At 75.4% G+C, this 11,313-nt stretch carries 9 protein-coding genes; 4 read left to right on the forward strand and 5 right to left on the reverse strand.

Features of this window, described 5'->3' with window-relative positions; translation table 11 throughout:
- The first annotated feature begins 140 nt into the window (after window positions 1–140).
- The 3 genes from ACFYO9_RS32325 to ACFYO9_RS32335 are packed head-to-tail and all read left to right on the forward strand — an operon-like array spanning window position 141 to window position 3,663.
- Window positions 141–1,361: a lycopene cyclase family protein gene (locus ACFYO9_RS32325; protein ID WP_358775489.1), complete on the forward strand. Its 1,221-nt coding sequence runs from the start codon at window positions 141–143 to the stop codon at window positions 1,359–1,361.
- The gene (locus ACFYO9_RS32330) at window positions 1,358–2,089 is read left to right on the forward strand and encodes a class I SAM-dependent methyltransferase (RefSeq protein WP_358707614.1); all 732 of its coding nucleotides are present in this window, start codon (window positions 1,358–1,360) and stop codon (window positions 2,087–2,089) included. The genes ACFYO9_RS32325 and ACFYO9_RS32330 overlap by 4 nt, the downstream gene beginning before the upstream one ends.
- Window positions 2,086–3,663: an FAD-dependent oxidoreductase gene (locus tag ACFYO9_RS32335; protein WP_358775490.1), complete on the forward strand. Its 1,578-nt coding sequence runs from the start codon at window positions 2,086–2,088 to the stop codon at window positions 3,661–3,663. The genes ACFYO9_RS32330 and ACFYO9_RS32335 overlap by 4 nt, the downstream gene beginning before the upstream one ends.
- Window positions 3,664–3,697: 34 nt before the next feature.
- Here ACFYO9_RS32335 and ACFYO9_RS32340 read toward each other — a convergent pair whose 3' ends face one another.
- From ACFYO9_RS32340 to ACFYO9_RS32360, 5 genes are all read right to left on the reverse strand, one after another.
- The gene (locus ACFYO9_RS32340) at window positions 3,698–4,714 is read right to left on the reverse strand and encodes a DUF5914 domain-containing protein (RefSeq protein WP_358775492.1); all 1,017 of its coding nucleotides are present in this window, start codon (window positions 4,712–4,714) and stop codon (window positions 3,698–3,700) included.
- Window positions 4,711–5,727: a phytoene/squalene synthase family protein gene (locus tag ACFYO9_RS32345; protein ID WP_358775494.1), complete on the reverse strand. Its 1,017-nt coding sequence runs from the start codon at window positions 5,725–5,727 to the stop codon at window positions 4,711–4,713. Before ACFYO9_RS32345 ends, ACFYO9_RS32340 begins: the two co-directional genes overlap by 4 nt.
- Entirely contained in the window at window positions 5,724–7,226 is a 1,503-nt protein-coding gene (locus ACFYO9_RS32350; RefSeq protein WP_358775495.1) for a phytoene desaturase, read from the reverse strand. Before ACFYO9_RS32350 ends, ACFYO9_RS32345 begins: the two co-directional genes overlap by 4 nt.
- Complete coding sequence (locus tag ACFYO9_RS32355) at window positions 7,223–8,497, reverse strand: polyprenyl synthetase family protein (RefSeq protein WP_358775497.1); 1,275 nt, start codon at window positions 8,495–8,497, stop codon at window positions 7,223–7,225. The genes ACFYO9_RS32350 and ACFYO9_RS32355 overlap by 4 nt, the downstream gene beginning before the upstream one ends.
- Before the next feature lie 209 nt (window positions 8,498–8,706).
- Window positions 8,707–10,227 (reverse strand): SDR family oxidoreductase, encoded by a 1,521-nt coding sequence (locus tag ACFYO9_RS32360; protein ID WP_358775499.1) that lies wholly within the window; start codon window positions 10,225–10,227, stop codon window positions 8,707–8,709.
- A 369-nt stretch (window positions 10,228–10,596) separates the two neighbouring features.
- Here ACFYO9_RS32360 and ACFYO9_RS32365 point away from each other — a divergent pair, with 369 nt between their 5' ends.
- On the forward strand, window positions 10,597–11,241 hold the full coding sequence (locus tag ACFYO9_RS32365) for a sigma-70 family RNA polymerase sigma factor (protein ID WP_358775501.1): 645 nt from the start codon (window positions 10,597–10,599) through the stop codon (window positions 11,239–11,241).
- Window positions 11,242–11,313 lie beyond the last annotated feature (72 nt).

Below are 11,313 nucleotides of genomic sequence, written 5' to 3' on the forward strand. Positions count from 1 at the left end.
GTGGCACGGGCACCGCCGTCTGTACTGATGGGCGAACCCGCCGCATCCGAACGCGGACCACGGGCCGAAGAGGAGATGCACGCCGGGACCACCGGAGCGGGACCGGCGGGCCCCTGTGTCCCTGCGATCCGGAGTGTGACGTGGACCTTCGATCCGTGCCCCCGGGGGTGGTCGTTCTCGGCGGCGGCGCGGCCGGACTCAGCCTCGCGTACCGCCTGATGGAGGCCGGCGCGGACGCGGTGACCGTGGTGGAACCGCCGGCCGGACCGCTGCGGCCCGCCGAACGCACCTGGTGCTACTGGGAGCGGGGCACGGGCGACTTCGACGCGGCGCTGACCGCCACCTGGTCCCGGCTGCGGGTGCACGGCGCCGACGGCGCCGCCGTCACCGTCGATCCCGCGCCCCTGAGCTACCGCATGCTGCGCTCGGGCCCCTTCGAACGCCTCGTGCACGCACGGCTGGCGCGCTCCTCCGGAACACGGGTGCTGCGCGCGACGGCGGACGCGGTGCGCACGGTGGACGGCGGCGCCGAGGTCCGCTGCACCGACCCCGACGGGCGGCCCCTGACCCTGCGCGCCCGCCACGTCTTCGACTCCCGCCCGCTGCGCGCCCTGCCACCGACCCGCACCCGGCTGTTGCAACACTTCCGTGGCTGGTTCGTGCGCACGGCCACGGACCGGTTCGACCCCGCTGTCGCGGACCTGATGGACTTCCGCGTCCCCCAGCCGCGCCACGGCCTCGCCTTCGGATACGTGCTGCCGCTCGCCCCCGACCGGGCGCTCGTCGAGTACACCGAGTTCTCCCGCGCCCCGCTCACCACCGAGGCGTACGAGCGGGCCCTCGCCCTCTACTGCCGCGACATCCTCCGCATCGGCACGCCCACGGTCGAGTCCGCCGAGCAGGGCGTCATCCCGATGACCGACGCCCGCTTCCCGCGCCGGACCGGGCCCGCCGTCCACCGCATCGGGGCCGCGGGCGGCGCCACCCGCCCCGCCACCGGCTACACCTTCGCCGCCGTCCAGCGGCAGAGCCGGGCCATCGCCGCCGCCGTGCGCGCCGGGCGCCCCGACGTGCCCGCGCCGCACGGGCGACGCGCGCTGGCCATGGACGCCGTACTGCTGCGCGCCCTGGACACCGGGCGGATCGACGGCCCCGACTTCTTCACCGGACTGTTCCGCACCCTCCCCGCGGAGCGGCTGCTGCGTTTCCTCGACGGCGCCACCACGCCGTGGGAGGAGTGGGGCATCGGAATGCGCTGCCCCGTGGGGCCGATGCTCCGCACCGCCGTCGAACTCCCTTTCCTGCCCCGCCGGTCGCATCCGGTACCGGGCGGCCCCCGAAGCGAAGAGAGCCCCGGATGACCTTGCTGCGCGACCGCGACCTTGCGCGTGCCTTCGACGCCGCCTCACCCACGTACGACCTGCTCACCGCCCTCAACCCGGGCTACCGGACCGACCTGCTCCGCTCGGCCCGCAGGCTGCGGCTGCCCGGCCGGGGTGCCGGGCTGCACCTGCTGGACCTGGGCTGCGGGACCGGCTCGTCGACCCGCGCGCTGCTGCGGGCCGCGCCCGAGGCGCGCATCACCGCCGTCGACGCCTCGGCGGGCATGCTGGCGCGGGCCCGCGCCAAGTCGTGGCCGCCCGGGGTCCGTTTCCTGCACCTGAGCGCCGAGGAGCTGGCCACGGCGGACCACGGTCCCTTCGACGCGGTCTTCGCCGCCTATCTGTTCCGCAACGTCACCGACCCGGACGGGGTCCTTGCCGCCGTCCGGAGCCTGCTGCGCCCCGGGGGCCGGCTCGCCGTCCACGAGTACAGCCTCAGCGGGGCGCCGGCCCACCGGGCCCTGTGGAACGCCGTGTGCCGCGCGGTGATCATCCCGGCCGGCACCCTCAGCGGTGACGCCGCCCTCTACCGCCATCTGCGGCGCAGCGTCCTCGACTTCGACACCGTGCCCGACTTCACCGCCCGGCTGATCCGCGCCGGGTTCACCGGTGTGCGCGCCGTCCCGGTCGCCGGCTGGCAGACGGGCATCGTGCACACCTTCCTCGCCACCGGCGGCGCCGCCGCGGCCTCGGAGGGCACCTCGTGAACACCCCGTACGACATCCCCCGCCGCGGCCGGGACCGCCGGGCCGAGGTGCTGCGGGCCATCCCCGGCCGCGCGCGGTTCGCCCCCGGCGACGCGCCCCGCGCCGCCGTGATCGGCGGCGGCATCGCCGGCCTCGCCGCCGCCACCGCACTGGCCGAGCGCGGCGCCCGCGTCACCGTGTACGAGAGCGGTGGCGCGCTCGGCGGGCGGCTCGCGGGCCGGCGGATCCGGCTGGCGGACGGCTCGGCGGCGACCATGAGCCGCGGCTTCCACGCCTTCTTCCGGCAGTACTACAACCTGCGGGGCCTGCTGCGGCGCACCGACCCCACGCTCGCCCGGCTCACCGCCCTGCCCGACTACCCCCTGCGGCACAGCGGCGGCCTCACCGACAGCTTCGCCCGCGTCCCGCGCACGCCCCCGCTCAGCGCGCTCGGCTTCGTCGCGCTCAGCCCCACCTTCGGCTGGCGCGACCTCGCCACCATGGACGCCCGCGCCGCGCTGCCGCTCCTCGACGTCCGCGTCCCCGAGGTGTACGAACGGTTCGACACAATCAGCGCCACCGCCTTCCTGGAAGGCATCCGCTTCCCCGAGGCAGCGCACCACCTGGCGTTCGAGGTGTTCTCGCGCAGCTTCTTCGCCGACCCGCGCGAACTCTCCGCCGCCGAACTGCTCCTGATGTTCCACATCTACTTCCTCGGCTCGTCGGAGGGTCTCCTCTTCGACGTCCCGAACGAGCCCTTCCCGCAGGCGCTTTGGGAGCCCCTCGGCGACTATCTGCGGCGCCTCGGTGCGGACATCCGCACCGGCACCCCCGTGCAGACCGTGCGTCCGTGCGACGGCGGGGCCGAGGTGTGCACCGAGGCGGCGGCCGACCGGTACGACGCGGTGGTCCTCGCCCTCGACGGCGCCGGGCTGCGCCGGCTCGTCGCCGACTCGCCGGACCTCGGCACCCCGCCCTGGCGCGAGGACATCGCGGCGCTGCGCAACGCGCCGCCGTTCCTCGTCAGCCGCCTCTGGCTCGACCGGCCGGTCCGCGCCGACCGGCCGGGGTTCCTCGGCACCAGCGGATACGGCGGCCTGGACAACGTCAGCGTCCTGGACCGGTACGAGGACGAGGCCGCGCGCTGGGCCTCACGGAATGGGGGCGCGGTCGTCGAACTGCACGCCTACGCCGTCGGGGAAGGCGAACAGCGGACCGACGTCGAGCGGCGCCTGGTACGGCAGTTGTATGAGGTGTACCCGGAGACCCGTGCGGCCCGCGTCGTCGACGCCCGGCACGAGTGGCACGCCGACTGCCCCCTCTTCCCGGTCGGCACCTACCGCCGGCGGCCCACCGTACGCAGCCCCCACCCCTGGCTGACCCTGGCCGGCGACGTGGTGCGCTGCGACCTCCCGGTCGCCCTGATGGAACGCGCCGCCACCACCGGCTTCCTGGCGGCGAACACCCTGCTGGCCGAACACGGCGTCAAGGGCCAGACCTTGTGGACGGTCCCACGGACGGGCCGCTCAGCCGTGATGCGCGCCCTGGGCTCCCTGGCGAGCACCCGTGAGGGTGTGGTTCGCGGGCGCCAGTAAGGGAAATGACGGTACGTCACCTAAGGGGTGAGACTCAGCCCGGGAAGCGGTTCGTGCTGCGCAGCGCCCAGCGCCGTTCCGCGTAGGCCAGGTCGTCGCGCCACAGGCGGCCCGCCGTGTGCCGCATCAGGGGGCGCAACGCGGGGGCGGCGGCGCGGGCCAGGGCGAAGCCGCGCCGGTCCGACGCGGCGACCACCGCCTCGACCACCGCGGTGCGCGGCCGCTCGGCGGACGGGCCCGTCAGCGGCGTGGCATGGGTCTCCACCACGGACGTGGCTCCCTCGCCCTCGGTGATGCGCATCACCACCGTCCGCGGCTCCGGGGCGGTGAACTCGGCCCGCACCGGCACGACCAGACGACGCGTCACCCGGAACGACACATCGACGACGAAGGCGTCGTCCGCGTCCGCCGCGTCACCCTCCGGCCCCCGGACCACCGTCAGGTCGACGAACGAGTACGGGTGGAACCAGGAGCCGTGCCACGGGTCGAGCCGGTTGGCGATCACGTCCTGCGGTTCGCACCGCCCCACCGCCGTGAAGACCGAGGCCACCCCGCTGCCCGGCGCCGGACGCTCCGGAACCATCGGCCGGGGCGACGGCACCTCACCGCCCACCGCGTCCAGCCGCACCCACACCAGCACCCCGTCGTCATGGACGGGATAGGGCTCCCAGCCGGCGAACGGGCCGCCGTCCAGGGCCAGTCCGTGCCAGTGGCAGACCAGCGTCCCGCACACCACCCGGCTGTCCCGCAGCGGCGCCCCGAGGTGCGGACAGATCCCCGGCCCCGCGCGCAGCTCACCGCCGTCCGACCGCCACAGCACGACCTCCTCGCCGCCCACCGTCCGGCCACAGGGCCCGCCCCCGGCGCGCACGTCACGGGAGGCGCCGACGACGAACCAGTTGCCCGAGGGGCGCGCCGAGGCCCGGTCGAGCGCGGCGGCGATCAGCACGGGCCGCGCCTGCTGCCAGGTGGGCGCCTGATCCGCCCAGCCGGGGCCGCGCCGCCGCCGCAACGGCGGTGTCCAGCGGGCCCGTTCCGGTCGGCCGATCACTGACTGGTCCTTTCCACGGGGGAGTTCGGGGAGTGCGGCTTCGGGGCCTCGGCGCGTCCGTGCGGTGTGAGCTCCTGGGCGCGGGCCCGCCAGCGCGCGCCGATCACGCGGGCGACCCCGGCCGCGGCGGTCGCCGCCCGGCGCGCACGGGACACCACGGCCCTGCGGTGCAGCACGTCGTACTCCTGGTCGGCGATCGCGTCGAGGATGCCGCCGTACAGCGTGGTCGCGGCCCGGATGCAGGGCCGCACCCGGGGGTCGAGCATGGCGATGCCGGGCTCCGCCTCCCGGTACACGCCCCGTGTCAGCGCCTCGGCGGCGACCAGCGCCGCGCGGATCCGCCGGTCACGCCGTCCCGTGCGGCGGCTCCACTCGAGGAGCGGGCGGTCCACGCCGTGCGCGGCGAGCAGGTCGGCGGGCAGGTAGACGCGGCCCCGGTCCAGGTCCTCGCCGACGTCGCGCAGGAAGTTGGTGAGCTGGAAGGCCACCCCGAGGGCCGCCGCGTGCGGCGCCGCCTCCTCGCGGGGCACCACCGTGCCGAGCACCGGCAGCATCTGCAGTCCGATCACCGCGGCCGAGCCGTGCATGTACGTCCGCAGCTCCGCGTAGGTCGGATAGTCGGTGACGCTCAGGTCGCTGCGCATCGAGACCAGGAAGTCACAGAAGAGGGCTGGGTCGATGGCGTACCGCTCCGCGGTGTCGGCCACCGCGCGGACCACCGGCTCCTCGCCGCCGCCGGTGCGCAGTCCCCGCGCGAGGTCGCCCTCCAACTCCAGGAGGAGCCGGTCGCGTTCGGCCGGGGTCAGCCGCCGGTCCAGGTCGTCGACGATGTCGTCCGCCCACCGGGCGAAGCCGTACAGGGCGTGCACGGCGGTACGGCGTTCCACGGGAAGCAGCCGGGTGGCGAGGAAGTAGGTGCGGCCGTGGCGGGCGTTGAGCTGCCGGCACCGGGCGTAGGCGGCGCGCAGCGCGGGGTCGGTGATGCGGGCGGCGGCGAGTTCGCGACGGGTCATCGGCGGCCTTTCGCGGTCCCGGCGCCGGTCACGCGTGCGGCGGCCAGCTTGCCGGAGATCAGGACGGTCGGGACGCCCACGCCCGGGGTGGTGCCGCAGCCGGCGAGGACGACGTTGTCGACCCCGCGCACCAGGTTGCGCGGCCGGAACGGGCCGGTCTGCGCGAAGGTGTGCGAGACGGAGAAGGGGCTCCCCGCGGCGTGCCCCTGCGCGGCCCAGTCCTGCGGCGTCACCAGCAACTCCCTCTCGACGCTGGCCCGGAAGCCCGTGAGCCCGCGCCGCTCCAGTTCGGCCGCCAGCTCGTCGCGGTAGCGCGGGCCCAGCTCCCGCCAGGTGGAGGGGGAGGGGCCGACGGCGGTGTTGGGGCAGGGCGCGAGGACGTAGTGCAGGTGCCGGTCCGGCGGGGCGAGGGAGGGGTCGTGGGTGGTCGGCCGGGTGATCAGCAGGGACGGATCGCTCATCAGCCGGCCGGTACGGGTCAGTTCGTCGAAGGTCTCCGCCCACTTGTTCCCGAACGACAGGGTGTGGTGGGCGAGTTGTGGCCAGGTGCGGTCGGTTCCCGCGTGCAGGACGACCGCGGACGGGGAGTGCCGCAGCGCTACGGGGCGCCGGGGCGCGCGGCCCAGGAGCCGGTGGGCGGACGGGAGTTCGCAGGAGAGCACCACCGCGTCACAGGGGATCCGCTCGCCCGTCGTCAGGCGCACCGCGCGCACCCGGCCCGCCGACCGTTCCAGCGCGCTCACCTCGGCCGACCAGCGCAGGTCGGCGCCGGCGTCACCGGCCGCGTCGGCCATCGCACGGGGCAGCGCGTGCATGCCGCCCCGGGGGAACCAGACCCCGGCCACGGTGTCCATGTAGGCGATCACCGCGTACGCCGCGAGCGCGCGGGCCGGGGCGACCCCCGCGTACAGGGACTGGAAGGAGAAGACCCGGCGCAGCCGCGGGTCGGAGAGGAAGCCGCCGATGCGGCGGTCCAGGCTGCCGAAGCCGCCGAGCGCCACGAGCCGCGCCAGGTCGGCGTGCAGCAGCTGGAACGGCGAGTCGAAGTTGGTGTCGATGAAGCGCCGCATCTGGGCCGCGTAGAGCCGCTCCAGCCACTGCCGCAGCCTGCGGTACCCCGCCGCCTGCGCGGGACCGGCGAAGCGCCGCACCTCGGCCTCCATCGCCTCGCCGTCGGTGTGCACGTCCAGCGAGGTGCCGTCCGCGAAGCACGCACGGTAGGCCGGGTGCAGGGCCACCAGCTCCACCCGCCGGTGCAGGCTGTCGCCGACGGCGGCGAACGCCTCGTCGGCCAGGTGCGGCATGGTCAGCACGGTGGGGCCGGTGTCGAGGCGGTACCCGCCCAGCTCGACCCGCCCCGCCCGGCCGCCGGGCCCCGCGTCCCGCTCGACCACGGTGACCTTGCGGCCCGCGCCGATGAGGTGCAGGGCGCAGGCGAGGCCGGAGAGCCCGGCGCCGACGACCACGACGTGGTCGGTCGGCCCGCTCACGGTCCTCATCGGACCTGCTCCGCGCGGTGCTGCGCGAGCCCCGCGGCGCGCTCGACCAGGTCCGCGAACTCCCGCTGTACGGCGGGGTCCGCGCCGGTCGCCGCGAAGTGGCGGCGGCTGCGGGCCGCCAAGTCCACGATCTCGGCGTGGACCGCCGCGCGTGCCCCGGTCTCCCGCAGAGCCCGCCGCATCTGGTCCACAGCGGCCGGCGAGGGGTCGGCGCCGGGCGTGAGGGCGGCGGTGGCGGCCGCGTCACCGGACGCCTCGGCGAGGGTGAGGGCCACCGCGAGCAGGTAGGTGAGCTTGCGCGTGCGCAGGTCGTCGTCGGCCGGCTTGCCCGTCGTGGCCGGGTCGCCGAACGCGCCGGCCAGGTCGTCGTGGAGCTGGAAGGCAAGGCCCGCGCACCGCCCCGCCGCGCGCAGCGCCTCCAGGGTCCGCTCGTCGGCGCAGGCCGTCAGGGCGCCAAGGGCCAGAGGGCGGGCGACGGTGTAGAGGGCGCTCTTGAGCGTGGCGACGGCCTCCGCGTCGTCGAGGCCGCTCGCGCCGGTCGCCTGCGCGTGCAGGTCGCGGTACTGCCCCGCGACCATCTCGCTCCGCATGGACCGCCATTCGGTGTGCAGCCGGGCGCCGTCGGACGAGGCGAGCGCGGTCTCGGTCAGCAGGTCGTCGGCCCATGCCAGCGCGAGATCGCCGGTGAGCACCGCGGCGGACGCGGCGAAGGTCCGGGGCGGTCCGCCCATTCCGGCGGCCAGGTGCAGCCGTTCGAACTGGACGTGCACGGCCGGCGCGCCCCGGCGCAGCGGCGATCCGTCCATCACGTCGTCGTGGACGAGGGCGCACGCCTGGACCAGTTCGAGGGCGGCGGCGGTGTGCAGGACGGCCTCCGGGTCCCCCGAACCGCCCGCGGCCCGCCACCCGCACCACGCGAAGGCGGAGCGCAGCCGCTTGCCGCCGCGCAGGACGAACGCGGTCAGCCGGTCGGCGACGTCCTCGGCGAACACCGGGTCCACGGCACGGGCCCGCCGCGCCGAGGCGTCGAGCACCCGCGTGAGGACAGCCTCCACGGCCTCGGTGGCGTCGACGGCCGTACGTGGTGTGCCGTCGGCCGTACGGGGTGTGCCTTCGGCGGTACGTGTTGTGCCGTCGGCCGTACGCGCCGTGCCGTCGGCGGTACGTGATGTGTCGTCAGCGGTACGCGCTGTGCCGTCGGCGGTACGTGTCGTGCCGACCGGCCCGGCGGATTCGGCCGGTTCGGCGGCGGTCGGCCGCAGTCCAAGCATGCACTGCCTCTTCTCGGTTTCTCGGTCGCCGATCACCTGCACACCCTTGGTTCCGCCGCCGACCCCGATACGGATGCGGCTCCGGCAGTTTTGCCCGCCCGACGGCCCGAGCGGCCGAACGCCACACGGCGGGGCCACCGGCGTGAGCCTCATGGCGGCGTTCCGCCCCGCACGTTCCCCTCGCGAGGACCGCCCGCAGGGGTGGGCCGTCAGCCCCGGTCGCCCGGCCGGCGGCCCTTCGCGGCGGCCTCCGTGATGTTGCGGGCCATGCCGCCGAACACCACGGCGTGGAACGGGGAGACGGACCACCAGTAGGCGTGGCCGAGGAGCCCGCGCGGGTGGAACAGGGCGCGCTGGCGGTAGCGGGTGCGGCCCCGCTCGTCGGTCTCCGCGTACATCTCCAGCCACGCGAGGCCCGGCAGCCGCATCTCCGCGCGCAGCCGCAGCAGCCGGCCCGGCTCGATCTCCTCCACCCGCCAGAAGTCCAGCGAGTCACCGGCCCGCAGATGCTCCGCGTCCCGGCGCCCGCGGCGCAGCCCGACCCCGCCCACGAACCGGTCGAGCCAGCCCCGGACCGCCCAGGCGATCGGCAACGAGTACCAGCCGTTGTCGCCGCCGATCCCCTCGATGACCTTCCAGAGCCGGGCGGGCGACACGTCGACGGTGAGCTCCCGCTCGTCCTTGTAGAGGCTGCCGCCCGCCCAGTCCGGGTCGGTGGGCAGCGGGTCGCTGGGCGCCCCCGGCACGGACGCGGACGACCACCGCGTCGCCACCTGGGCCTCCCGCACCCTGCGCAGCGCCAGGGCCAGCGCCTCGGGGAAGGGCAGCGGCTGACCCGGGCCGTCCGGCACGTACCGGGCGATGTCGTGTTCCTGGCAGACGACTTCGTGCCGGAGCGACTCGGTGAGCGGCCGGGCGATGGAGGCGGGCACCGGCGTCACGAGGCCGACCCAGTGACTGGACAGGCTCGGGGTCAGCACCGGGACCGGCAGGATGAGGCGCCGGGGCAGCTCGGCGACGGCCGCGTATCCACGCATCATGTCGAGGTAGGTGAGGACGTCGGGGCCGCCGATGTCGAAGGCCCGGTCGACGTCGGCCGGCATGTCGGCCGAACCGACGAGGTAGCGCAGCACGTCGCGCACCCCGATGGGCTGGGTGCGGGTCTGCACCCAGCTGGGGGTGACCATGACCGGAAGCCGTTCGGTCAGATAGCGCAGCATTTCGAACGAGGCCGATCCGGAGCCGATGACGACGGCGGCCCGCAGCACGGTGGCCGGCACCGGCCCTTCCAGGAAGATCCGTCCGACCTCCGCGCGGGAGCGCAGATGCGGCGAGAGACGCCGCTCCGGGACGCCCTGCGGTGTGAGACCGCCCAGGTAGACGATCCGGTGCACCCCGGCGGCCCGCGCCTGCTCGGCGAAGATGCGGGCCGCGCGACGGTCGGTCTCCTCGAACCCTGAACCGGAACCGAGGGCGTGCACCAGGTAGTACGCGACGTCGATCCCCTCCAGCGCCGCCCCGACGGACTCGGCGTCGGTCACGTCGCCCTTGACCGTCTCGACCTCCCCCGCCCAGGGCAGGTCGCGCAGTTTGCCGGGGGAGCGGGCCAGACAGCGCACGCGGTGGCCCGCCGCGAGGAGTTCCGGCACCAGCCGCCCGCCGATGTATCCGGACGCCCCGGTGACCAGACAGTGCAAGGGCTCTTCGGCCGGCTGTCCGTCCGTGGCCACGATCGTCTCCTTCGGCTGCTCCGCGCCCGTAACGGCCGTCCTGTGCCGATCATGACCGCAACGGGCCGCCGGTTCACACGACCACTTCCGCGCGAAAGCGGCCGACGGATGCACGGACCAGGCCGGATGCCGAACGGGAGGCGTACGGCCGTTCGGGGTCACCGGCCCCGTCCGACGCACAAGACGCACAAGCGACGCACAACCGACGCACATTGCGTCCCGGGTGGCGTGGCCGTGAGGTTGGGGGCACGGGAAAGGGCGGCGGGCGTGCACCGGCGTGCAGGTGGGCGGCGCGCGACGACCGGCGCGACTGGCTCTCCGTACCGCTGTGCCGGTGCCGCGCAGGGCTCGGCTGGAGGGGCGACGCACATGACCGCAACGGCACAGGCAGCCGGCACCGGCCCGACGTCGGACGTGCTCGGCGGGCGGGCGGTCGACGATGCGCTCGGCGGGCGGCCGGGCGAGGCCGAAGAGGCGCACGCGCGCGAGGAGTTCTCCGTGGGCCTCGCCCGCGGGGACGAGCACTCCTTCACCGCGCTCTACCGCCGCTGGGGCTCCTTGGTCTACGCGCTCGCGGTCCGCTCCCTCGGCGACCCGAAGGAGGCAGAGGACGTCACCCAGCAGGTGTTCCTCGCCGCGTGGCGGGGCCGGGGCGGCTACCGGCCCGAGCGCGGGCCCGTCTCCGCCTGGCTGGTCGGCATCGCCCGGCACAAGACCGTCGACGCCCTCTCGGCCCGCGCGCGGCGCGGCGAGGTCGTCGACCGGGGGGCCGCTGCCGCCGCCGCGGAGGCCGACCCCGTGCCGCAGGCGCATCTCGACGCCGCGCTCGACCGCGTCCTGCTCGGCCAGGAGCTCGCGAAGCTTCCCGCGACTCAACGGCACGTCCTCGGTCTCGCGTACTTCGAGGACCTCACGCAGGTGCAGATCGCCGAGCGGACCGGGCTGCCCCTCGGCACCGTGAAGAGCCACATCCGCCGGGCCCTCGGCCGGCTGAACCGTTCGCTGCGGAACTAGCCGCCCCCGCGGGGAACGGCGCACATTCGACGCAGCCCGCTCCCGCCCAGGCGGCCTGTCGCCCAAATGGGT

The organism is Streptomyces sp. NPDC005863 (genome assembly GCF_042871345.1).
Taxonomy (GTDB): domain Bacteria; phylum Actinomycetota; class Actinomycetes; order Streptomycetales; family Streptomycetaceae; genus Streptomyces.

Coding starts and splice junctions, on each gene's coding strand:
- ACFYO9_RS32330 (WP_358707614.1), top strand. CDS start 1,358: ATGACCTTGCTGCGCGACCGCGACCTTGCGCGTGCCTTCGACGCCGCC.
- ACFYO9_RS32345 (WP_358775494.1), bottom strand. CDS start 5,727: ATGACCCGTCGCGAACTCGCCGCCGCCCGCATCACCGACCCCGCGCTG.
- ACFYO9_RS32350 (WP_358775495.1), bottom strand. CDS start 7,226: ATGAGGACCGTGAGCGGGCCGACCGACCACGTCGTGGTCGTCGGCGCC.
- ACFYO9_RS32355 (WP_358775497.1), bottom strand. CDS start 8,497: ATGCTTGGACTGCGGCCGACCGCCGCCGAACCGGCCGAATCCGCCGGG.
- ACFYO9_RS32365 (WP_358775501.1), top strand. CDS start 10,597: ATGACCGCAACGGCACAGGCAGCCGGCACCGGCCCGACGTCGGACGTG.